At 38.7% G+C, this 24,820-nt stretch carries 22 protein-coding genes; 11 read left to right on the forward strand and 11 right to left on the reverse strand.

The genetic code is table 11. The annotated features are described in order from the left end of the window. Nucleotides 1–107: 107 nt before the first annotated feature. The 3 genes from tssA to icmH are packed head-to-tail and all read left to right on the forward strand — an operon-like array spanning nt 108 to nt 3,376. The gene (gene tssA / locus RFH42_RS05340) at nt 108–1,202 is read left to right on the forward strand and encodes a type VI secretion system protein TssA (protein WP_308974550.1); all 1,095 of its coding nucleotides are present in this window, start codon (nt 108–110) and stop codon (nt 1,200–1,202) included. Between the two features lie 6 nt (nt 1,203–1,208). Continuing rightward, nucleotides 1,209–2,570 carry a type VI secretion system baseplate subunit TssK gene (gene tssK, locus RFH42_RS05345; protein WP_308974551.1) on the forward strand — a complete coding sequence of 454 codons (1,362 nt, stop codon included), beginning with the start codon at nt 1,209–1,211 and terminating at the stop codon, nt 2,568–2,570. Nucleotides 2,571–2,575: 5 nt separating this feature from the next. Further along, complete coding sequence (gene icmH, locus RFH42_RS05350; RefSeq protein ID WP_308974552.1) at nt 2,576–3,376, forward strand: type IVB secretion system protein IcmH/DotU; 801 nt, start codon at nt 2,576–2,578, stop codon at nt 3,374–3,376. Nucleotides 3,377–3,450: 74 nt separating this feature from the next. On the opposite strand, the gene RFH42_RS05355 is transcribed toward icmH, so the two are convergent. Beyond that, nucleotides 3,451–3,999 carry a helix-turn-helix domain-containing protein gene (locus tag RFH42_RS05355; RefSeq protein WP_308974553.1) on the reverse strand — a complete coding sequence of 183 codons (549 nt, stop codon included), beginning with the start codon at nt 3,997–3,999 and terminating at the stop codon, nt 3,451–3,453. 92 nt (nt 4,000–4,091) lie between these two features. On the opposite strand from RFH42_RS05355, the gene RFH42_RS05360 reads away from it, so the two are divergent. Then, nucleotides 4,092–4,748, forward strand: a complete 657-nt coding sequence (locus tag RFH42_RS05360; RefSeq protein ID WP_308974554.1) for an AzlC family ABC transporter permease — start codon at nt 4,092–4,094, stop codon at nt 4,746–4,748. Further along, nucleotides 4,745–5,068 (forward strand): AzlD domain-containing protein, encoded by a 324-nt coding sequence (locus tag RFH42_RS05365; protein ID WP_308974555.1) that lies wholly within the window; start codon nt 4,745–4,747, stop codon nt 5,066–5,068. The genes RFH42_RS05360 and RFH42_RS05365 overlap by 4 nt, the downstream gene beginning before the upstream one ends. A 56-nt stretch (nt 5,069–5,124) precedes the next feature. Here the strand turns inward: RFH42_RS05365 and RFH42_RS05370 are convergent, their stop codons facing one another. From RFH42_RS05370 to RFH42_RS05395, 6 genes are read right to left on the reverse strand one after another with little or no spacing between them, the layout of a single operon-like run. Continuing rightward, entirely contained in the window at nt 5,125–6,183 is a 1,059-nt protein-coding gene (locus RFH42_RS05370; protein WP_308974556.1) for a 2,3-butanediol dehydrogenase, read from the reverse strand. A 21-nt stretch (nt 6,184–6,204) separates the two neighbouring features. Next, the gene (locus tag RFH42_RS05375; protein WP_308974557.1) at nt 6,205–6,990 is read right to left on the reverse strand and encodes an acetoin reductase; all 786 of its coding nucleotides are present in this window, start codon (nt 6,988–6,990) and stop codon (nt 6,205–6,207) included. An 11-nt stretch (nt 6,991–7,001) separates the two neighbouring features. Next, nucleotides 7,002–8,402, reverse strand: a complete 1,401-nt coding sequence (lpdA, locus tag RFH42_RS05380) for a dihydrolipoyl dehydrogenase (protein ID WP_308974558.1) — start codon at nt 8,400–8,402, stop codon at nt 7,002–7,004. A 10-nt stretch (nt 8,403–8,412) separates the two neighbouring features. Continuing rightward, nucleotides 8,413–9,954, reverse strand: coding sequence for a 2-oxo acid dehydrogenase subunit E2 (locus RFH42_RS05385; RefSeq protein WP_308974559.1), 1,542 nt, complete (start codon nt 9,952–9,954; stop codon nt 8,413–8,415). 1 nt (nt 9,955) lies between these two features. Next, complete coding sequence (locus RFH42_RS05390; protein ID WP_308974560.1) at nt 9,956–10,975, reverse strand: alpha-ketoacid dehydrogenase subunit beta; 1,020 nt, start codon at nt 10,973–10,975, stop codon at nt 9,956–9,958. A 15-nt stretch (nt 10,976–10,990) separates the two neighbouring features. Beyond that, a complete protein-coding gene (locus RFH42_RS05395) occupies nt 10,991–11,953 on the reverse strand; it encodes a thiamine pyrophosphate-dependent dehydrogenase E1 component subunit alpha (protein ID WP_308974561.1) in 963 nt (320 codons plus the stop codon). Nucleotides 11,954–12,308: 355 nt separating this feature from the next. Here RFH42_RS05395 and lipA point away from each other — a divergent pair, with 355 nt between their 5' ends. Both lipA and RFH42_RS05405 read left to right on the forward strand, forming a co-directional pair. Further along, entirely contained in the window at nt 12,309–13,304 is a 996-nt protein-coding gene (lipA, locus tag RFH42_RS05400; protein ID WP_308974562.1) for a lipoyl synthase, read from the forward strand. Nucleotides 13,305–13,414: 110 nt separating this feature from the next. Further along, entirely contained in the window at nt 13,415–14,512 is a 1,098-nt protein-coding gene (locus RFH42_RS05405) for a transcriptional regulator (protein ID WP_308974563.1), read from the forward strand. 101 nt (nt 14,513–14,613) lie between these two features. Here RFH42_RS05405 and RFH42_RS05410 read toward each other — a convergent pair whose 3' ends face one another. From RFH42_RS05410 to RFH42_RS05425, 4 genes are all read right to left on the reverse strand, one after another. Further along, nucleotides 14,614–15,837 (reverse strand): MFS transporter, encoded by a 1,224-nt coding sequence (locus tag RFH42_RS05410; RefSeq protein ID WP_308974564.1) that lies wholly within the window; start codon nt 15,835–15,837, stop codon nt 14,614–14,616. After that, a complete protein-coding gene (locus RFH42_RS05415) occupies nt 15,827–16,237 on the reverse strand; it encodes a hypothetical protein (protein WP_308974565.1) in 411 nt (136 codons plus the stop codon). Before RFH42_RS05415 ends, RFH42_RS05410 begins: the two co-directional genes overlap by 11 nt. 164 nt (nt 16,238–16,401) lie before the next feature. Further along, the gene (locus tag RFH42_RS05420) at nt 16,402–18,507 is read right to left on the reverse strand and encodes a TonB-dependent siderophore receptor (RefSeq protein ID WP_308974566.1); all 2,106 of its coding nucleotides are present in this window, start codon (nt 18,505–18,507) and stop codon (nt 16,402–16,404) included. Nucleotides 18,508–18,623: 116 nt separating this feature from the next. Further along, a complete protein-coding gene (locus tag RFH42_RS05425; protein WP_308974567.1) occupies nt 18,624–19,463 on the reverse strand; it encodes a helix-turn-helix domain-containing protein in 840 nt (279 codons plus the stop codon). A 623-nt stretch (nt 19,464–20,086) separates the two neighbouring features. Here RFH42_RS05425 and RFH42_RS05430 point away from each other — a divergent pair. From RFH42_RS05430 to RFH42_RS05445, 4 genes are all read left to right on the forward strand, one after another. Then, a complete protein-coding gene (locus tag RFH42_RS05430; protein ID WP_308974568.1) occupies nt 20,087–21,289 on the forward strand; it encodes an SfnB family sulfur acquisition oxidoreductase in 1,203 nt (400 codons plus the stop codon). A 9-nt stretch (nt 21,290–21,298) separates the two neighbouring features. Then, complete coding sequence (locus tag RFH42_RS05435; RefSeq protein ID WP_308974569.1) at nt 21,299–22,522, forward strand: SfnB family sulfur acquisition oxidoreductase; 1,224 nt, start codon at nt 21,299–21,301, stop codon at nt 22,520–22,522. Next, a complete protein-coding gene (locus RFH42_RS05440; RefSeq protein ID WP_308974570.1) occupies nt 22,522–23,901 on the forward strand; it encodes an LLM class flavin-dependent oxidoreductase in 1,380 nt (459 codons plus the stop codon). Before RFH42_RS05435 ends, RFH42_RS05440 begins: the two co-directional genes overlap by 1 nt. Before the next feature lie 83 nt (nt 23,902–23,984). Then, nucleotides 23,985–24,815, forward strand: coding sequence for a MetQ/NlpA family ABC transporter substrate-binding protein (locus RFH42_RS05445; protein ID WP_308974571.1), 831 nt, complete (start codon nt 23,985–23,987; stop codon nt 24,813–24,815). The last annotated feature ends 5 nt before the right edge of the window (nt 24,816–24,820 follow it).

The raw sequence follows: 24,820 nt of genomic DNA on the forward strand, positions 1-24,820 counted from the left end.
TAAACAAAGTTTTTATTAACCCACAAATAATCCCGAATATAAAAGCCCAATTTAAAAACACCGTATAAACAATTTATATTATATTCTTTAATAAAGAGAAACCCTCTATGCCCTTCAATCTAAATACCTATTTATCTCCAATATCTGAACATCTTCCTTGTGGAGATGATTTATCTCTTTCCCATGTATTTCATAAAATTAACAAAGCGAGAATACATGATGACATTTTACTTGAACAAGGAGAGTGGATTATTGAACCCAGACAAGCTGATTGGGAGTTTGTTGCTAAAACAATTGCTGAACTTTTTATCCAAAATACGAAGGATATTCGTTTACTTTCTTGGCTAATCGAAGCCTGGTCTCATTTGTATGGCTTCATGGGTGTTGCACAAGGCATTGAGTTATCTCATCGTGTATTAGAACAATACTGGAAGGAAATTCATCCAATCATCGATGATGATTTAGACCAACGTATTGGGTTATTACATGGTTTAATCCATCAACTTCCAACTTTAATTAAACAAATCCCGCTGACTAGCCATACCATACATGCCTACACCATATTTGATTATGAACGTTTGCTTTATCTGCAAAATAAAAACTCAAACACTGTACCTGAACAGGTCTCATCGCAAGAATTAACAATTGAATTACTCGAACAGGAATTACAGCAAGTACCAAACCAAGTGCTTTTAGAAAACTACCAACATTTCCAAAACATTCTTAAACATTGGAACAAAATTAAACATGTAATACATCATTTACTAGACATAGATTCTCCCAGCTTTTTAGCTATAGACTCACTATTTGAAGATATTCATCAACACCTCAAACGCCTTTATAAAGTAGAGCAACTATTACTCAGTCAAACAGCTAAAAATTCGTCCAATACTTCTGAAAAAATTGATGAAATTAATCAAAGTAATACCCCAGAGCTGCTTCCATCTAGCTTATTTTTCCAGCCTGAAGCGCAAACACATATTGAAAATCGACAACAAGCCATACAACTCCTACAGGAAATTGCAGTTTATTTCACCAAAAATGAACCACATAGCCCAGTAAGCTACATGTTAAATAAGACCATCAAGTGGAGTCAGCTTCCCTTACATGAATGGCTTACCCAAGTCATTAAACATGAGCATTCTTTGGAATCTATCCACGATATGTTAGGCATACAGCTATCTGAAATAAATCATTGGTGAGCAACTATGTTTAAAGCAGAAAAAGTACTTTGGGGAGAGGGATTGTTTCTCCGACCTCAACATTTTCAACTCCAAGATCGTTACCATGAACAGCGACTGAATTATACAATTCGATCAACTGTTCCCTTTGCATACGGTATCCAAAATTTAAGCTTTGATCAGGTATCATTAAGTCAACATGTTTTAGCCTTAACCAAGCTTGAAATACTCTGGCAAGATGGCGAGCTTTACCAAGCTCCTCATCAAGACCTACTCCCTGAACCCATTCAACTTGATGAATTCAATACCCACCATGAATTGTTAATTTACATTGCACTACCTATTCTTCAAGCCAATAAACCTAACCTATCTTTTGAAAATCAAATCCAGCAAGGACGTTATTGTTCTTATCTCGAAGAAACCCATGATCTATTCACAGATGCCTCACCTGCAGAAATTACCCTGCTTAGACGTCGTGCAGAATTTAAACTATTGCAAGGCATCCCTGATCAAATTATTCATGGTTTTTACTACTTGGCCATTGGAAAAATAAAGAGACAAAACCCTGATCGATTTGAGCTCGATGCAAATTTTATTCCCCCCATTTTACATATTCATGCGTGTCCAAGTCTAAATACTCACTTAACACGAACTTTAAATATTATTCAGGCCAAGATTAATGCACTCAAATCTAATCAACGAGAAAATGATCGGCAAATGATTGAGTTTCGCGCAGGAGATATCGCCTCATTTTGGTTAATGAACATACTCAATACAGCTTATGCAAAGCTAAAACATATATCATTAAACCCCCATATGCACCCAGAGCGGTTATTTCTCGAACTATTAAACTTTACTGCATCTCTACTCACATTTTCTAATCAATATACAGTTGACCAGCTTCCACAATACCAACACCATAAACTACAACACTGTTTCGAGGAATTAGATTCTATTCTTCGTCATTTATTAGAAATCATCATTTCTAAGCGTTGCATTCATATTCCTTTGAAAGAAACTCACCCATCTTATTGGTGTGCTAGTCTACAATCTGAAATAACTACTCGCTGTTTTCAGCTCTATTTGGCCATCTCAAGTGATGTTCTACCCATACAAGATTTAATTAAAAATGTACCTTTAAGATTTAAAGTTGGTAATAGTTTAGATGTGGAGCAACGTGTTGTTTCTGCCTTAGCTGCCATCCCACTACACCATCTTATACAGGCTCCTAGTGCAATTCCCGTTCGTACAGGGATGTGTTATTTTCAAATTGAAACTCAACATGAGTTATATCAACACGTAATCGACTCTGAAAGTATTTGTATTTATATCCCTACTGGGTTTGAAGATATTCATATTGAGCTTATAGCAGTACTAAATGAAAAATAATAAAAATGTCTATACTAAAAAAAATACCAATTAAATTAAGAGAAAAACAGAGCGTTCCTAAAAGCACTCTCGATTCTCTATCTAATGTAAAAATGACTTCTGATCTCATCGATTTACTTCGTGATGGGTTCTTTATCATTATTCTATTAAGACAAGCTTATCTACCCAAACATGCAGAACAATTTAAACAGAATATTTTGATATTACTACAACGTTTTGAACAACAAGCACGAGAATTACAATTTAATGAAGAAGAAATTCAACATGCAAAATATGCCTATTGCTCATTATTAGATGAAACTATAGTCACTCAACAAAACCCTCAATTTCTTCAACTGCAAAATATATGGCTTAGTAGTCCATTACAATTAAATCTCTTTGGTTCACAATTAGCTGGTGATCATTTTTTTGAAATTATAGAACATCTTCGTAGCCTCGCTAAAAATGGTTTGGTTAGGCTGGAAATATTTCACTACTGCTTATTACTAGGTTTTCAAGGAAAATATCGAATCCATTCCCTACTCTTATTAGACCATCTTAGTACATGTGTTGAAGATGAAATCAGGTCATATAAAAATCATTATACCTTTGCACCATTTTCATCCATTCCCGACCATATTCAACACACTCATACACATAAATTCCCTTTCTTTGCGCTGTTTATTGGTCTGCTTATACTGACTGTGATAGGCTTTTTAGGGATGTACTACACATTGTTTAAATACCAACAACAAGCGCTTGCCCCATATCAAAATATGATCATTGCTCCTCTAGAACAGGCTCATATCACGATTCATCTGCCCTAATCATGTTGATACTCTCTTTCAGCCAAAGGCATAGGTATCTACATTACAGATTGGATCCCTCGTAAGAAAACCAATTAGTTTTGTTCAGATACCAATAATGCACGTGTGTTTGCTTCTAAGGCCCTAAATATGTGTGCCTGATCTGCTGGATAACAAATATAATCCCCAGCATTTAATTCTATCGGATCATTCACCAAACCCACGAGTGCTCTACCCTGCATAATAATAATATGTTCTACACTCCCAATTGGGTGTGCTTCTGATAAACGATCTTGACCAGGTTCTACGACTAATAAATATAAATCACGGCGTGCAGCTGGTGGGCAGGTTGCCAACATAATCGCCTTGTACTGTGCAATTTCTGATGTTACAGCGACTCCCTCTCCGAAACGAATCAGTTGAGTTCGATTCAAATCTGGCTCCATTAACTGTGCGAATGGAATATTGAGTGCAACACACAATGCCCACAATGTTTCCAAACTTGGATTTCCTTGTGCGGACTCTAGCTGTGAGAGTGTTGATTTTGCAATACCTGCTCGTCTAGATACTTCTGCCAAAGATAATCCAGCTTTTTGACGTTCTCTTTGTAAACCTTTAGCAACGATTTCTATCGCCAATGTCATATATCAACCCTATATCGAACGTTCGTTTTGTTTGACGAACGAATAAACTCTAATTTATTATATCGTACGAATGTTCGATATAGACTTAAGTGATGAAAATTAAATTAAGTTATGAGTTAGTTAAAGCAATCAGCTTAATTGCGATTGCAACCGCTTTGGTCGGTATATCCTTAGGCTCTATTGCAGCAAGCTTTAATCTCCCTCTTTGGATTCCACTTCTTTTGGCCTTGACTGTATTGGCTGGTGCGGCTGAATTCACCTTTATTGGCATGATTGCAACTGGAACCAGCCCAATTTTTGCTGCTTTAACAGGTATACTCATTAACTTACGTCATCTGCCATTTGGGCTTTCAGTCAGTAGTTTTTTAGAAAAAAATAGCATGCGTTTTATAGCAACGCATATTATGAATGATGAAAGCGTCATGTTTGGTTTAAGTCAGAAAAGCCCTGAGTTACAAAAAGCGGCCTATTGGGCCTGTGGCTTAGCGATTGGCATCTTATGGCCTATTGGTGTGATGATTGGTTTTATTTTAGGTAAAAATATTCCCAACATAGAAGCACTCGGAATAGATGCTGCATTTCCAGCAATTCTATTTGCGCTGATTCTGCCACTACTTAAAAATAAAACAACCCGAAAACGTGCCATTTTAGGTGCTGGGTTTTCGCTACTTTCAATGCCATTTCTCCCAACAGGTTTACCTGTACTGATGTCATTATTGGCCTTATTATTTTGGAAAACCTCAATATGAATACACATAGCAGCATCTTACTCGGTATATTTATATTAGCAGCAGGAACCTATCTTATTCGTTATTCTGGTTTGTATTTAGCAAATCGTATACAGTTTACGGCTGCCCAAAAACAAATAATGTCAGACTCAGCATGTATTCTGCTCTTTGCTTTGGCTGTACTCAGCACTTTGTTTTCAGATAATCAGTGGAGTGATAGTAGTAAAATTATTGGTGTAATTATTTCCCTCATTTTTGCTTGGAAACAATACTCTTTGATTGTGGTTATTTTGGTTGCCGTACTTACCACAGCATTATTACGTTATATCGGGCTTCCTTAAATGAATAACCCCACTTCATGTAGAAGCAGGGTTATTATCAATTCAACGAACTTTGCTTATGGATGTACAATGATTTTAACAGCCGATTCATTATTATGAATCAATGTTTCAAAACCTTGAGCAACAAGATCATCTAAAGCTATACGCTGGGTGATAAAAGGCTCTAAATTAATTTTACCTTGCTCAACCAGTTTAATCGTCTCCTGATGATCATTTACATAAGCGATCGTACCGCGAATATCTAGCTCTTTCATCACGACACTGTGCACATTAATTGTGGCAGGGTGGCTCCAGATCGAAACAATAACCACAACACCCGTTGGCTTCATTGCTGCGACCAATGTATCCATGACTTTATTGACACTACTACACTCAAAAGCAACATCTACACCACGGCCCTCTGTAATTTTCATGACTTCAGCGACCACATCTACCTGTGATGGATCAAGTACATAATCCACAACACCTGCCTCAAGTGCTTTTTCTTTACGTTTCGCACTTAATTCAGTAATGATCACTGTTAGACCTTTGGCCTTTAAAATTGCAGAAAGTAACAAACCAATTGGTCCAGCCCCACCAACTAAAGCGATATCACCTGCTTTGGCACCACTTCGAACATAAGCGTGGTGACCTACAGACAAAGGTTCAATTAGGGCAGCTTGGTCTAATGGAATCTGCTTTGCAATAGGATGTACCCAACGTCGCTGTACAGCAATTTTTTCTGATAAACCACCACCACGACCGCCCAAACCAATAAAGTTCATATCCTTAGATAAGTGATAATGATCATTCGGGCCTGTAGGCACATCATCTGCAATGATATAAGGTTCAACAACCACATGTTGTCCAACCTCAATATCTGTGACGCCTTCCCCTACCTCGTATACCACACCTGAAAACTCATGCCCCATAGTAATAGGCGCTGACTCTCCAGAAATTGGATGTGGGTGACCACAAGGGGGAATAAAAATAGGACCTTCCATAAACTCATGTAAGTCTGTACCACAAATACCACACCATGCCACCTGTATACCTACTGTACCAGGTAATACTTTTGGCTCTGGGATGTCCTCAATTCGGATATCACCTTTATCATAAAAACGTGCTGCTTTCATTGATACACCCTCTTTATAGTATTAACGATAAACCATGCCACCATCGGTCAAAATTGACTGCCCAGTAATATAATCAGCGTCCTCACTCGCTAAAAATGCCACCAATGCTGCAACATCATCTGGTGTTTCTGCACGCCCTAAAGCGATGCCATCTACATATTTTTTATATGTTTCACCAAGAGGTTTAGCCGTAAGCTCAGAAAAACGCCGATCAATGTCTACCCACATGTCGGTGCCAACTACGCCTGGGCAATAACTATTTACCTTAATGTTCGCACTTGCATATTCTTTTGCTGCAGTCTGAGTTAATGCTCGAACTGCAAATTTAGTTGCTGAATATACACCTAGTAAAGCAAAACCTTCATGTCCAGCAATAGAACATGCATTAATAATTTTGCCACCATGCTGACGCTGTTTAAACTTATTTGCAGCAGCCTGAATACCCCATAGTACACCACCAACATTAATATTCATAATGCGGTTAAACTCTTCAGAATTGACATCTGATAAAGCATTTACTTGAGCAATACCAGCATTATTAATCATAATATCAAAACCATTTAATAATGATTCTGCATGTTCTACAGCAAGACTGATTTGTGTTGGATCTGAAACATCAGCAATAAATGTGGTTACCTTAACACCTAATGCCTCAATCTCCGCTTGCACCAGATTTAACTTATCTTGATTAAGATCAACCAACGCAATATGCACACCTTCTTGTGCTAAACGTAAAGCAATACCTCGTCCAATTCCTTGAGCCGCACCAGTAATTAGTGCAACCTTATTTTTTAAACCTCTAGGCATATTGCGACTCCTTAAATATGAATTGCACGTTGCATTGAAGCCAAAATAGATTCATGCATTGCCTCAGATAAAGTCGGATGTGGGAAAATCACTTGAGCCAGACTTTCATCTGTAGCTTCCAAATATTTTGCAATCGCAAAACCTTGAATATGCTCAGTCACTTCATGGCCCACCATATGCGCCCCTAATAATTCACCTGTCTCTTGATGAAAAATTGTTTTTACGAAACCTGCTGCATCAGCCAAGGCCAGAGCTTTACCATTGGCCTGCAATGGAAACTTACCAACTTGAATGGGTAAACCAGCAGCTTTAGCTTTTTGCTCCGTTAAACCAATACTTGCAACTTGTGGGTGAGTAAAAATACAACCTGGTATTTGTCCACGATCAAGCGCATGCACTTGGCTTAAACCTGCTATTTTTTCAACACATAAAATCGCCTCATGGCTTGCCTTATGTGCCAAACATGGCGCACCTGCCACATCACCAATTGCATAAACCCCAACAACATTGGTTTTACAGTATTGATCTACCTTAATAAAACCATTTTCAAGCTCTATACCTAAAGCCTCTAACCCGAGGTTTTGTACATTCGGTTTTACCCCGATGGCTGAAAGTACTTTTTCAACCACAATGTTTTGGGTTCCTGTTGCAGTTTCAAGCTCACAATGTACTTGGCCATTTTCTACACGTACACTTTGCACACGGGTATCAGTCCATACCGTCATGCCTTGTTGTTGAAACTGTTTTTGCACGTATTGAGCAACTTCAGCATCTTCACTGGGTAATATTTGCTTCGCAATATCAACCAAAGTAACCTGACAGCCTAAATCTTGGTACAAACTTGCAAACTCGCTACCAATTGCCCCAGAGCCAACAACCAAAAGAGACTTTGGTAATTGTGTTGGAACTAAAGCTTCTTTATAACTCCAGACATGTTCGGCTTCGACAGGTATGTGCGGTAAATGTGCTGCCTTAGCACCAGTTGCCACAATAATATGAGGAGCACGAATATGTTGTTGATTCCCTTCTGAATCAATTAACTCTAATTGCTCTTTTGCAGTAAATTTAGCGGTTGCATTAAAAAGCTGAACTTGATTTTTTTTCAGTAATTGGCCAATACCCTGCACCAATTGTTCTGAAACTTTGCGACTATGTTGCACCAAGGTCTGAATATCAAAATCAATAGCACCTAATTGGAAACCAAATTGACCTGCCTTCTTAAACTGCTGCGCAAGTGTTGCTCCACTCAGTAAAGCTTTAGTTGGTATACAGCCCCAATTTAGGCAAATCCCACCTAGATGCTGTGCTTCGACTATCGCGGTCTTTAAGCCCAGTTGGGCTGCACGAATTGCAGCCACATATCCACCTGGGCCAGCACCAATAATGATCACATCAAATTGTGTGTCTGACATATACATCTCCCTACACCAAAATCAATGCAGGATTTTCTACAAACTGCTTAAATGCAGCCAAGAACTGAGCACCCAATGCACCATCAATCACACGATGATCACATGACAAGGTTGCTGTGACTATTTGCGCCATAACCATTTCGTCATTTTGAACAATGACACGCTTTTCAGCAGCGCCAAGGGCTAAAATTGCACCTTGAGGTGGATTGATAATGGCATCAAATTGTTTAATCCCCAGCATACCTAAGTTTGAAATACTAAAACTGCCTCCCTGAAACTCATCAGGAGCCAATTTCCCAGTTTTCGCTCGTGTTGCTAAGTCACGCATATCATTAGAAATTTGTGCTAAAGACTTACTATTCGCCGCTTTAATGATTGGCGTAATCAATCCATTTTCAATCGCAACCGCCACAGAAATATCTGCTTGATTAAATTGAAGAATTTTCTGATTTTCTTCATCAAATTGCACATTCACTTGTGGCACTTTCATCAGTGCAGCGGCAGCCGCTTTAATCAACATATCATTGATTGACAGCTTTACCTGTGGAACAGTGCTATTGATCTGTTGACGTAAAGCCTGAACTGCATCAACCCGTAAATCAACGCTCAAACGGAAATGTGGAGCATTGCGTTTCGCTGCTTGCAGTCTAGTCGCAATTGCTTTACGCATACCGTTCATTGCAGTAGTGGTAAATTGAGCGGTTTGTTCAGCTACAGCACGGGTCTCATGCTGGCCTTGTATCGGATTTTCCCGATAATAAACAGCCTCAACATCTTCTTTACAAATTCGACCACGTGAACCAGAAGCACGGCAATCGTGTAAGTTAATTCCCCACTGTTTTGCTAATCGTCTAGCAACTGGTGTAGCAGCCACTTGACTGTCATCTGCTGTAGACTTCGCAGCCTTTGAACTGGCTTGATGCTGAACATTCGGCCAAGATCCACCTGCCGACTGAACAGCAGTTTGAATATCTTTTACACTAATACGTCCAGCACGTCCTGAACCTGTGATCGCCTGTAAATTGACATTATGCTTTTCTGCCAATTTTAATGCATGTGGTGTCGCGAATAATTCTGCATTAAATTGATAACCTTGCAAAGTAGCAGGAATAGCATATGCACCCTGAGCAGAAACAACTGTCTGTGCTGCCTTGCTCACTGTCGCATTCACAGCCACACTTGGTGCTTCATTTATAACAATGCTTTCTGTTTTTTCTGCAACTACCTGTGCAGCTGGAGCTGGAGTTGCACCAATAGCAGCACCTGATAAGCTTTGTGCAAATGCTTCAATCTCGGCATCTGTTACTTGCTGATCGGCACAAAGCGCAATAGCACCACCAACAACAAGCGTGTCACCATTATGGGCAATGATCTTACGTAAGGTACTGTCAAATGGTGCTTCAAGGACATTAACGATCTTGGTTGTTTCAATTTCGCATATCTCTTGCCCTTTCGCAAAAGACTCACCCTCTTGAATTAACCACTGTGCAATGGTGCCCTCTTCCATTGACAATCCCCATTTGGGAATCTCTAAGGTTTTAATCTCGCTCATCCTAAGCCTCCAATGTTTTACGTACGGCTTGTTCAATACGCTCTACACTTGGTAACCACTCTTTCTCAAGCACAGGTGAAAACGGTACTGGAGAATGAGGTGGTGTCACCAATTCGATTGGTGCTTTTAGATAATGGAAACCCTTCTGCGCAATCAAAGCAGCAACATCATGACCAAAACCACAACGTGCAGCAGATTCATCAACAATAACGACACGACCTGTAGACGCAACAGACTCTAAAATACCATCTTCATCTAATGGAGAAATGGTACGAGGATCGACCACTTCAACCGAAATACCTTCTTTAGCTAACTTATCTGCAACTTCATTCGCACGATGAACCATCAAGCTTAATGCAATGATCGTAATATCAGTGCCTTCACGAGTATAGTTAGCAACACCAAATGGAATAGTATATGACTCATCAGGAACTTCGCCCTTAATGTCATAAAGTAATTTATGTTCACAAAATACAACTGGGTCATCATCACGAATAGCTTGGATTAATAGACCTTTTACATCATATGCGCTTGAAGGGACGACCACCTTTAAACCAGGAACAGCTGCAAATACATTGTATGGTGACTGAGAGTGTTGTGCTGCTGCAGAAAAACCTGCACCAATCATACCGCGTACAACTAATGGGGCTTTGGCTTTACCACCAAACATATAACGGAACTTCGCTGCTTGGTTATACAACATGTCATGGCAAACGCCATAGAAATCCATAAACATCAGATCCGCAACTGGACGTAAACCTGTTGCTGCTGCCCCCGCAGCCATACCAATAATGGCTGATTCGGTAATAGGTGTATCAATAACACGTTCAGACCCAAACTCTGTCCATAAACCTTTGGTAACTCCTAACACACCTCCGAAGCCTTCGAGTTTATTGTCATCGGTATTTTTACCGCCATGACCACCACGTACGTCTTCACCAACCACGATCACACTTGGATCACGGCGCATTTCCGATTCAATCGCTTCTTTAATCGCGTTTCGATAACTTTTATTTGGCATTACTTTACTATTCCTTTAGTAAGAGACATAAACGTCAGTAAGAAGTTGAGAGACTTCTGGGTAATTGGCAGCACGGGCTTTTGCTACGGCTGCATCTACATTAGCTTTAGACTCAGCATCAATCGCATCTAGTTTGGCCTCATCAATCTTTCCTGAAACTTTTTCACGGAAAATTTTCAATGGGTCTTTATGTTCTTTGACATAATCCAACTCTTCTTTAGAACGAATCAGACCTGGATCACCTTCAAAATGCCCATAGAAACGGTTAGTAATCGTTTCAATTACGCTTGGTCCTTCACCACGACGCGCACGTTCAATCGCTTTTTGTGCAACCTCATATACAGCAAAGAAATCTGTACCATCTACTTTCTCTGCTGGCATACCGAATCCTGCTGCACGCGCAGCAATGTCCTTACTTCCTACAGCATAATCATGTGCTGTACCTTCACCAAAGCCATTATTTTCAAAAACAAAAACCACTGGTAATTTCAGTACTACTGCCATATTCATGGCTTCAAAAGTTAAACCCTGATTAGAACCGCCATCACCTGTAAAAGATAATCCAACACCGCCAGTTTTAAGGGTCTTCGCTGTTAAAGCTGCACCAATAGCCAAAGGAGGACCACCACCAACAATACCGTTAGCACCAAGCATCCCTTTGTCTAAATCGGCAATGTGCATTGAGCCGCCTTTACCACGGCATAAACCATCATCTTTACCAAAGATTTCCAGCATCATCCCGTGGATATCACATCCCTTAGCAATACAGTGTCCATGACCACGATGTGTTGATGTAATGAAATCTTTATCGGATAAGTTTTCACAAATCCCAACCGCAACAGCTTCCTCACCACTATAAAGATGAATAAAGCCAGGAATATCGCCTGTATTATTTTCTTCGTGAAGTCGATCTTCAAATTCACGAATATCTCGCATCCGTTTGTATGCTGCTAGCAATTGCTCTTCCGTTAATTGCATATATTTAATCCTTCATGCTGCCGTTTAAAACATAAAACCATATATTTAAAAAAACATAGGAGTTTATAATCCGTCTTTTTATATAAAAACATTTTCATTTAAATTGATATTAGACTAAAAATATTTATTCAAATTTATAATAAAAAAATTATTTAAAACAAAGTGTTATAAAAACTATTTTTTTGAATTTTTTTTAATAATTATCAACAAGTTAAAAACCAAACCTTTAGCCAACCTTTATTTTGTATGATTAATATTTTGCACCTTAATTTATTATATTAAAAATAATTAAACATAATTGACATCATTAAAATAATCATATTATATATTATTAAAATTTATGGACACATTTTAAATGGAATTAAAACGTTCAGTAAAAACAGGTGAGAAATTACGTGGTGCTGAAAAACTTGCGCGTATCCCTGTTAAGGTTATTCAAACTACACAGATCCCTAAAAAACCAGAGTGGATTCGCAGTAAACTCGCCAAACCAGAAGAAGTGGAATATATCAAGGCACTATTACGCCAACAAAAACTGCATACTGTTTGTGAAGAAGCGGCTTGCCCTAATCTGCCCCAGTGTTTTGCAGGTGGTACAGCAACATTTATGATTATGGGTGACATCTGCACGCGTCGCTGTCCTTTTTGTGATGTTGCACACGGTCGTCCCAATCAGCTTGACCCCAATGAACCTCAACATTTAGCCGATACCGTTAAAAACCTAAATCTAAAATATGTGGTCATTACTTCTGTAGACCGTGATGATCTAAAAGATGGTGGAGCTCAACACTTTGCAGACTGTATTCAAGCAATCAGAAAAACCAGTCCAGAAACGTTAATTGAAATCTTGGTTCCTGATTTTCGTGGCCGAATGGATATTGCACTTGAAATTTTAAGTGAAACACCACCCGATGTGTTTAATCATAATATTGAGACTGTACCTCGCTTATACCATGCCATGCGTCCGGGTTCAGACTATCAACACTCACTGGATTTATTAAAAAAATTCAAACAGAAACGCCCAGATGTAGCAACCAAATGTGGTTTAATGGTGGGTCTAGGTGAAGTTGAAGCCGAAGTCATTGTCCTGCTCAATGACCTCAGTGACTATCAGGTAGATTACGTCACTATTGGACAATATTTACAGCCATCAAAATCACATGCTGCTATCCATCGTTTTGTTCCATTGGAGGAGTTTGATTCCTATCAAAAACATGGACAATTATTAGGTTTCAAGAACATATGGAGTGCGCCTATGGTTCGTTCGAGCTATTTTGCTGATCGACAATATAAAGGTGAAACAGTTCCTAAACCTTTTTCTCGACAAGATGTTGAATTAAGCCTTGAATAATCAAAACCTATATAGTTTACTCGATAATAGAAAATATTGATCCAGTACAAAGTATAACCATTATCGGCCTAGCTGCTTTTAGATATCGTTTGATCATAAAGGAATATGATATGAATCTATGCAATCGTTTAGCAATACCAGCTCAGTCTTTACAAACAACGCATTTTGTCAATTTAGAATCGGTTCAAGCGGCTCCGTTGTTAAAGCTACCTCAAGAGGAACAGCCTTCCTTATTTCGGCGTTCTTTACGGCATCATCAACGAGAACTTCTTAAAATTGCAAAAGATGCAGGAATGGCGATTGGTATCACAGACCATCAAGGTACGCTGCTTTGGACATGGAGTAGTCAACAAATGCTTTCTTCTGCGGAGCAAGCACATTTTGTTGAAGGTGGGCATTGGTCAACGCAAGCTGTAGGCACCAATGCTATTGGGCTTGCACTGAACAACCATGTCTCCAGCTGTGTATATTCTCACGAAAATCAAATGCAAAGCGTGCGTGACTGGGTTTGTTATGCAGCCCCCATTGTTGACCCTGTATCTGGACAATTTCATGGCATTATTAATTTATCAACTAAATATAAAAAACATACATCATTGGGTGTGTTAGCTGTTGAACGCTGCGCAGAGTTGCTCAAAGAAGCAATTCAATTTGAACAAAAAAATGTGCTCTATATCAAAGCACTCGGTACACCTCAAGTATTGTTTAACCAACAAATACTCCCTCTGACACATCGACAAATTGAGATTTTATCAATACTTGCAATAAAGCCTGAAGGGATTGCATTAAATGAATTACATGCCGCTCTGTATGGTGATCGTAATGTCAGTGAAAAAACATTAAAAGCCGAACTGTCTCAACTGAGAACACTCCTACCAGACTGCATCATGTCTCGTCCTTATAAACTATCATGTGAAGTACAATGTGATTTCCTTAGTGCAGAAAGATCGCTAGATGCAGGCTTTCTCGCCAGTACGTTTTCACTTTATAAAGGAAGTTTTTTAGTTAAATCAGAGAGCCCTATTTTAAGTACTTGGAGAGAATGCTTTGATGCTCGCCTAAGTCATCTGATTTATCAAATGCAAGATATTGATCCGCTCTTAAAATTGGTTGGCCGTATTCCAGAACAAGTAGATGCGATATATCGTTTGCTTGAATTGTTACCTTCCGATAGTCTACAGCGCGTTCGAATTGAAAAACTACTGTAACGGGTTAATACATCTAGAAGCATGTACAAATCTAGCTATAGTGTACGCTCTTAAAAATTATTCACTGCGGTTCATTAAAACCGCAGTCTAACCGCTTAAAATCAAGCCTGTGCTATTTTTAGATTTCTCAATAATAAAAATATCACCACTACCGCAGCGATAATTCCCAATGCAAAACTGATGCTATAACCGACTATTGCAGCAATTGCGATTAGGGAAGATGACATACTCATTTCACCCAAATCACGTGCACTTTGTATTGCTGTCATATCTGTTCCAGCTTGCGTGCCTTGTTGAGCAAAACGCATAGCCCGAGTCATCAGTGCAACGGATGCCGCACCAGATCCAAAACAGCCAAAAATTGTTGCCATAAGTGCATAAGTAAAACTAATTTGGCTCATCTGAGTGAGCATAATCCAAATTGTAGCGGAACAGATTGTCATCGCTAAACCTAAAATGAAGATTTTCCCAGTACCAAAATGTTGAATCAACCATGCACCACCACCGCAGCCAAGTAAAATTGTTACAACTCCACCATACATCCCCAATTGTCCAACGCTTTGTATGCTCCATGCTTGATCTATAAGCACTAGTTTTCCTAGCCCAAAACCTGAAACCATAGCCAATGAAGACAAAAAAGCCATTGCCAATAAAGCAATTGAACCTTGACGTTTAATGAAGTGTTTTATACTTGCAGTACGCTGTTCCTGTAACATCTGATTATTATTTACAACATTCTCTGCTGGTTCTTGCCAACACCATAACAACATCAAGCTACTCAACACGATTACCAGAGGTAATAAAACACCATACTGTAGACCTAAGTAGCCACTCAAAATCATTACACCAGCACCGCCTAGAAAAAATCCGACCATCGTCCCCCCCACTTGAATCATGTTGGCACGTACTAAATCTTTCCCAGTAAACAACTCTGCGGCTAAACCATCTGTCGCAATATCTTGAGTTGCACTCGCCATAGAAGCAATGAACATGAATAATAAGATATAAGGCGCATGTTGCTGTTCGATGCCCAACCACCACACCAATATTAAGGTAATAAGCACCAAAGCTTGCATAGGTACAAGCCAGCTTCGACGTCGGCCAAAATGGGGGAGCTTGTAATTATCGACAATGGGTGCCCAAAGAAACTTTAGAATCCAAGGCAAACCAACTAAGGGTAAAAAGACTAAACTCTGTAAGGATGCTCCTTGGTTTTTTAAAATACTGGGTAATGCATCCATAGCTAATCCAAGTGGCAAGCCTTGTGAGATATACAACAATGTAATCATCAACCACAGTCGCATTTTTGCAAGATTAAACATCATATTGCTCCTGCACTTTTACAATTTTACTGCCCTGTGCTGGAGTAAAAAACATCAACTGGCCTGGATGATGAACTTCAAGGCGATGCCAAGTATCTTTTGCCACAACTAAGACTTCACCAGCCTGTAGCACTATACTTTTCACATTCTGAAAAGATTCATCGCAATAACTCAGTACAATTTTTCCAGACAGGAGTAATAAAGTCTCATCACCCTTTGGATGTTTCTCCCAATAATGCCCATGCAGTGCGTGTGTGTTTTCAAAATCTTTAATCGCAATAATCCAATCTGCATCGCTACGTCCCTTATTCTGTATCGACTCAATTGTGGTATTAAAATTTTCCACATGTAGTCCGATAAGATGAGCCTGCATCTTAAAAGCTTGAAACGCTTGATTTGACATAAGTGATTGCCTCTAAATATGGCATCTGAACAAGACAACTGGTGTCCTACAACAATCTGCATGACCCAATTACAGCGAATTTGGCTATTGGCTTGTTCAAATTTAATAGCATTGAAGACAGGTATCTCTCTTTAAGTACTGTACTTAAATGAGATACTCAGTATTTAGAATCGTGTATTCACCATCAACATGGCTGAACGTGGCTCGCCATACCGATTATTCCAGTTCACCCCCGATAAACTTTGATAATAACGGCGGTCAAATAGATTTTTGACAAAGACAGAAGCCTCTATATTCGGACTGATTTGATAACCCAATTTGCTATCCACAATACTGTAACCACCTTGATTTAGTGTTACTTCACCTGACGTCACACTAAAAGCACTTTGTGCACGCAATCCTAAAGCAAGATTCAGTTTTTCCGCCCCAATAGCTGGCACATAATTTACCCAAAGATTAAACATATGTTTGGGAGCAAATCGGCTAAATGATTGACCTTCTGACTTTGCATCGCGTAAATATTTTGTGTAATTTTGACTATAACTTGCAGTTAGAGAAACTGCCTCTGTGAGCTGTCCCTTTGCTTCCAATTCAAAGCCACGGCTACGCACTTTACCATCGGCAATATAGCAAAAACCATCGAGTTGCGAAGCGCAAGGGTGTTCAGGATCTTCCTGTGCTCGGTCTTCTTGAATAATTTGATAAATTGCTGCATTGAAATGAAGACGATCATCTAATAAATCTGCTTTTAATCCTGTTTCAACGTTGCTCCCTCGTATAGGATCAAGCAACTGACCATTCACATCTTTTTGTTTTTGAGGTTGGAAAATTTCAGCATAACTAACATAAGCATTCCAGTTTGGATTTAATGTCCAAACTAGACCGGTATATGGGGTAAATTCGTTATTCAACTGAATGGTTTTATTATTCGCGGTGTTTTTCCAATTACTCAGACGTCCACCTAAAATAAATTTAATTTGATCAGATACTGAAAAGCGACCAGTAGCATAATAACCTGTTTGTTCGGTGACATCAGGACCACGTGATAGGTATTGGTCCATAATAGGTCGTGCTACACTTGATGGCTCCCAGTGCCAAGGATCAACTTCAATATTTTTATCTAATCCAAAGACACTGGCTGTAAATTGTTCAGAGGTAATTTTCTGATATTGCGCCCCTAATAATAATTCATGATCACGGTCAAACAAGTGAATATCACCCTTTACATAGGCATCCACACTGTCCTGTTTCTGATCAAATTGATAAGATCCCCCAGTGAGTTTTAAACCTTTATGACTGATCGGATCGAGTTTACCGCTTGCCCCTGCATAGTCTAAATATGATTTACCTTGAAAATGATTATATTGCACATTAGCAAACCAGCCATTTTCAAATCGATAATCTAGACCACTAAAAATGCGTGTATTATTCCAGTCAAAACGATCCCAATCAGCATCTAAATATGTGCGTCTAGGTAAATGAGCATCCTGCCCATTCGCATAAAATGGCACACCTGACATATTGGAGCCACCACGTATTTTTTGTTCATGCACGCCTGCATAAAGTGTTGCTTGGTCTGTTAAATCGAAATCGATGACACCATAATAATTTTCAGATCGCTGCTTTGATGTGTCATAGAAAAAGTCTTTATCATAAGCACTCGCAACAAACCTTGAACGTACCCGCCCATCTTTACTTAAAGGCACACTGACATCAAGACCAGCATTTATATGATTCCAACTGCCATAACCCAATGATGCTGATCCAGTGAAATGATCTTGAGGACGTTTTGGAACTAAATTGACTGTTGCTGCTGGATTCCCAGTTCCTTGCAGGAGCCCATTTGCCCCTCTTAATACTTCAACCTGTTCGTAAATTGACATTTCTTGTGGTGCTGCAGCCATATTACCCATCAACACCGGCACACCATTTTGACTAAAGGAATCAATTTTAAAACCACGGGTATAATATGCAGTCGTAAGGAGTTGATAAGGCTGTGTCGTAATTCCTCCTGCTGCTTGTAATACATCATCTAAACTTTGTAAGTTTCTTTGCTTCATCTCTTGTTCTGAGATCACAGTTAAAGCCTGAGCCACATCTTTATTGGATTGACCGAGTTTCCCCAAACTCGGTGCTGTAGGATCAGCTTGAGCTTCAAGACGAATCACATCTAGAACAATAGCATCATCAGCAAATGCAGTTGAATGCACAAAACCACTCAGCGCCCCTAGGCTCAACACCAAGGCTGAACGCCGAATCTTTACCTTCATCAAATACGCCATAACATAAACCAAAATTTGAACGAGAATCATTTTTATTAATTTTAGAAACTCTGGCGTTAATATTTTGGTGAATTCAACAGATATTTTAGCGAAAAAATATCAATTCAATGCTGGCGTCTAAGTTGTAGTGGATTAAAACCTAAGTGTCGTTTACACACTTTGGTAAAATGTGAATCAGTATAGCCACAGCGAAAAGCCACCTCATTCACGGGAATATGTGTACCGACCAATAACTCATAGGCTAGTTTCATCCGTAACTCAGTTAAATACTCATAAACACTTTGTTGAAAAAATTGCTGGAAAGACCATGAAAGTTTATTCGGATTTAAGCCAACCTGTATGGCAAGTTGTCTTAAATTCGGTGCATTTTGTAGATTCTGTTGCAGTATATGCTTTACCTCATATAACTGTTGGATCACTTGCGGGCTCAATTGCACTTTAGTTTGATATTGTGCTTGATGCTTAAGACATTCCGTTAGAAGTTCCACCGCCTTTACTGGAAGAATCAATTGGTTGAGAGGATCTTGTGGGTTGAAAGTCGATATATATTGACTAAGCTTTAAAATTTGATGATTTACCTGATGATCACATACATGCAACTTAGGCATTTGCGGAAAAACAGGGTCGACCATTTCCGTTAAAAATTCAGCATTATGATCCATTGGTAAACGCAAGGATATAAACTGAATTGGCTCACACGAACCATATTCATGCTGGATACTCAGCTGTTGATTTGCTCGCAATAAATGATAACAAGGCCCAACTAATTTCGCTTTTTCTGAAAATTCAGTTTGATAAGAAACTTCTCCGCTCAAAATAACCACCAATTTGAGCCCTTCCACTTCCTGTTCCTCTGTTTCTAGAGCTGAGTTTTGTAGTAACTTTCCTTGGGAAATATGTAGATGAGGAAAATACATTGCTGTTTGCCAAGTTGAAATTGTCATCGCTCACATCTGATAATGATTATCGTTTAATATTAATACTTTTAATAATAGAGTCAAAGCAAAATAAGTGGCATCCACGTAGGATATAAAAAATAAAATTCAATTCCCAAGCATATAAGCAATTATGCAGCAAATGAAATATTTTACTGGCACAACAACAAATAAATCATATGAGTATTACTTATCTCATAAACATTTAAATTTAGCTAAAAATTTAATATAAAAAATATTATAACAAAAATAAAGAAAAATTAATTTTAATATATTTTTTTAATATAAACAGAAAATTTAATATTTTAACTTTTAAAGAAAAAACAAATAAAAATTATTGAAAATAAAATTTAAAAAAAGAGAAAAATTTTCAAAAAAGTTTTATATAAATAATTTAAACATTTAAAATCAATAAATTAAATCTTCAACCAAACATCATTTTCTTTAAAAAATCAAATAAATTTTATTTGTAAAATGTTTTTATTTAAAAAAGATATATAAAAAACAACTATAGCTACATTTATGAAAATTAAGTCCCATATTTAAAATTAATGCTAAGCTTTTATGAATACTTTATTTTATATCAAAAAATAACATCCATAAGATAAATAAAGTCTTTTGTGGGTAATATTATGTCTTATTTAAAATCTCCGCCTATTCATATTATTGAAAATGATTTGGATGCAATACGAGCTGCACATCAAGTTGCAGATTTTTCTTTAAAAGGTAGAAATGAACGTGACCAAAATCGGCGCTTACCTTTTGCGGAAATTGATTTATTCAGTCAAACAGGTTTAGGGGGATTACGCATTCCTAAACAATTTTCTGGCGCATTTGTCTCTAACAAAACACTAGCGCATGTCTTTCGTATACTTAATAAAGCAGACTCAAGTGTGGGACAAATTCCACAGAATCAGATCTCTTTACTCTATGTCATCGACTTAATTGCCAACCAAGAACAAAAAAAATTTATTTATACGGAAATACTTAATGGTAAGCGCATAGCCAATGGCGGTCCAGAACGACATACCAAGGATACAACAACACTAGCAACAACCCTGCATATTGAGAATGACCGTTATTTTGTAAATGGTGAAAAATTTTATTCTACAGGAAGTAGTTTTGCTCACTGGCTTGCGATTAAAGCCCTACACCCTCTGGGGCATGTAGTACTTGTCCTTATTCCTCGCGAGGCACAAGGAGTTAATATCATTGATAATTGGAATGGCTTTGGACAAAGAACCACATCAAGTGGAACAGTTAAACTCGATCAGGTTGAAGTTGATCCTTTTCTCATTTTTGATGAACGTAAACTTACCGCGCAGCCTACGTATCGTGGGGCTTTTTCCCAGCTCTTACAGGTTGCAATTGATGTTGGCATTGCTGAAGCAGCTTTAGCAGATACAATCACTGCTGTACAAAAAGCTCGCCCGATTATAGATGCACAAGTTGAAAAAGCCAGCGATGAGCTCTACACCTTACAAGAAGTTGGAAAATCCGTTGTTCTACTCGATGCTGCAATTTTACTGTTAGATGAAGCAGCTGAATATTTAGATGAACTTGATCAATTAGACCATATTAGCGAACAACAAGCAGCTCAAGCCTCAATTCTAGTTGCACAAGCCAAAGTCTATGCCAACGATGCAGCATTACATATTTCTGAAAAATTACTTGAACTCGGTGGTAGCCGATCGAGTTTAAGTAGCCACAATTTAGATCAACATTGGCGCAATGCACGTGTTCATACCTTACATGATCCTATCCGCTGGAAACTGCACGCCTTAGGAAATTACTTCCTAAATAACACATTACCTGCCCGCCATGCCTGGATTTGAGGAATTTATATGTCATCTTTTCAAAATATCGTTACTTTTAAACCTCAACTTTCAACTCCAGCACATGTGATTCAATCTGATGCTGAGGCTTTAAGTATTGCCCAACAACTGGCTCAACAATTTAAAAAAAATGCAGTTAAACGTGACGCACAACGTATCTTACCCTTTGCAGAAATTGAGGCTTATAGTCAGTCTGGACTTTGGGCCATTACTGTGCCGAAGGCATTTGGTGGAGCTGATGTATCTAGCTATACGGTTGCACAAATTATTGCTTTAATGAGCGGTGTTGATGGATCAATTGGTCAAATACCTCAAAATCATTTTTATGCACTCGAAGTACTCAGAAATACTGCTAGCGATGTACAAAAACAAAAACTATATGCCGAAGTCCTTAAAGGTGCACGATTTGGTAATGCACTCGCCGAATTTAACACTCAAAATGCTGCAGAAAAATACAGTCGTATTGATCAAACTCCACATGGCTATGAGGTCAACGGTGAAAAATTCTATTGCACAGGTAGTCTATTTGCACATCGCATTCCAACATTAGTAAAAAATCAACAACAACGTGAGTTTCTTGCATTTATTCCACGAGATAGTCAAGGCTTAGAACTCATTGATGATTGGTCTGGCTTTGGCCAGCGTACAACTGGAAGCGGCACTGTCAAATTTCACCAAGTCAAAGTTGCAGCAGAAGATGTGATTGCTTTTGATACAGCATTTAGTCAACCAACCTTGGTTGGCCCATTTGCACAAATCATGCATGCCGCAATTGAAACAGGTATTGCACGTGCAGCTTTTGAAGAGACCTTACTTCGTATTCGTCAGGCTCGTCCTTGGATAGACTCAGGTGTAGAACATGCTTGCCATGACCCCCTGACTCAATACGAATTGGGTCGCATAATTGCAGATGTACGTGCCAGTGAAGTATTACTCAAGCAAGCCGCGCGAAGTATTGATGCAGCCAAACCTCATCCAACAGCGGAAAATATTGCTCAAGCTTCTCTAGACGTGGCTAAAGTTCGCGCCCACAGTACAGAAACGGCATTAAAAGTTTCCTCAAAGTTAATTGAACTTGCTGGAAGCCGTGGCAGCCAACGTGAAGATGGTCTTGATCGCTTCTGGCGCAATGCGCGTGTTCACACCCTACATGATGCTTCACGTTGGAAATATTATTTTATTGCCAACCATTTACTAAATGGTGTTAAACCACCACGCCGAGGAACTTTGTAATGACGGTTCACTCTCCTACAACGGCCAAACACATTTTACTCAATGCCTTTGATATGAACAGTGCTGGACATATTAATCATGGTTTATGGACACACCCTCGTGATGAGTCACATCGTTTTAATGAACTCAGCTATTGGACTGATTTAGCTAAATTACTTGAAGAGGGTTTATTTGACGGTTTATTTATTGCAGATATTACGGGTGTTTATGATGTTTATCAGCAAAACATAGATCTCACACTAAAAGAATCCATTCAATTACCCAGTCACGATCCAAGTACACTTGTTTCAGCCATGGCTGCTGTCACAGAACATTTAGGTTTTGGTATCACAGTCAATTTAAGCTATGAGTCACCTTATCAATTTGCACGGCGGTTCGCCAGTTTAGACCATCTCACTCAGGGGAGAATAGGCTGGAATATTGTTACTGGTTATCTAGATAGTGCAGAGCGTTTGATTGGCCAACAAGGACTAAAAGATCATGACCTTCGCTATGAACAGGCCAATGAGTTTCTTGAGCTTTGCTATAAATTTTGGGAAGGCTCTTGGGAAAATGATGCCGTTCAAAAAGACAAGATCAACCGAATCTTTAGTGACCCAAGTAAAGTACATCAGATTCAGCATCAAGGAAAATTTTACCAAAGCCAAGGTGTGTTCCAAGTTGCCCCATCTATACAACGTACTCCTGTCCTTTATCAGGCTGGCGCCTCAGCGCGTGGTTTAGCCTTTGCAACTCAACATGCAGAAGCAATGTTTATTGGTGCAGATCACCCTGATAAAGTTAAAGCCCAAGTAGAAACCATCCGTAAACTGATCAAAACACAGGGACGTGATCCTGAATCAATCAAGCTATTTGTGGGTATTAGTGTAGTCACGGCTGAAACCGACCAGCAAGCACAGGAAAAATTTTCAGAATATATACGCTATGCCAGCCCTGAAGCTGGATTAGCACATTTCTCCAGTTCAATTGGTTTAGACCTTTCTCAATTCGCAGATGATGAGGCTATTCCATATAAACAGAGTAATAGTATTGTTTCAGTGAATAATAAATTTAAACAGCAACGTATTACTCCCCAAGATCTCAAAGCACAGCATCAATTAGGTGGACGATATCCTGTATTTGTTGGTAGCCCTTCTCATGTTGCAGAGCAATTAATTCAGTTTTTAGACCACACTGGGATTGATGGTTTTAATCTCACTCGAACTGTGACCCCAGAATCACATCAAGATTTTATTCGTCTAGTGATTCCAGAACTCCAACAACGAGGCCGATATAAAACAACATATACACCTGGCAGCCTAAGACATAAATTGTTTCAGCAAGGTGATCACCTCTCTACGCTACACCCAGTACAACAGTTCCGATGTACACCACAGTAAATCAATGCGTCATTACCAAACGAAAGTAATGACGCAATACAAAAATAAGCTATTGAAATATTAATTAAATTATTGAGGTGCATATGGCGCATTCGACTAAAACCAAATTTACGGTCATTGGGGTAATTATTGCCATCTTGATTGTGGGCTTTGTTATTTGGCATAAACAAAAAGATTCTTCACCAGATGAATTGGTTATTGGGGTTAGCCCTTCTTTTGCTCAACCACTCCAAGTTGCAGCAGATGAAGCAAGACAACAAGGGCTACATGTTAAATTAATTGAATTTTCTGACTGGAACACTCCAAATATCACCCTAAATCATGGTGATATTGATGCCAATTTTTTTCAGCATCAGCCTTTTCTTGACAATGTCAAAAAAGAAACTGACTTTAAAATCAAGGCATTTGCATTAGGTGCAGCCACACATGTTGGTTTGTATTCTAAAAAATATCAAACGATTTCAGCTCTGCCTCAACATGCAAAAGTGGTCATTCCTAATGACCCTGTTAATCAAGGTCGTGCTCTACAACTCTTACAACAAGCTCAATTAATCACCCTAAAACAACCTGATAATTTCTTGTCTAGTTTAAGTGATATAGCAAGTAATCCTAAGCAATTACAATTTATTGAAGTTGAAGGACCACAAACAGCACGAGCAATTGATGATGCAGATTTAGCTTTTGGTTATCCACATTATTTACGCTTAGCGAAAACTGCTGATCCAGAAAAAGCACTCCTTTTTGATTCTAATACCGATAAACGTTTTGCAATCATATTTGCAGTACGGGATGACTATAAAGACCAAGGTGGGAAGCTTCAAAAATTTGTAGATATTTATCAAAACTCGGAAAAAGTGAAGCAAGCCTTAGATAAAGATTTTGGCGCCAAACTATGGTTTCCAGGTTGGAAATAGGGCCA

This window comes from Acinetobacter rudis (genome assembly GCF_031157835.1).
Lineage (GTDB): Bacteria > Pseudomonadota > Gammaproteobacteria > Pseudomonadales > Moraxellaceae > Acinetobacter > Acinetobacter rudis_A.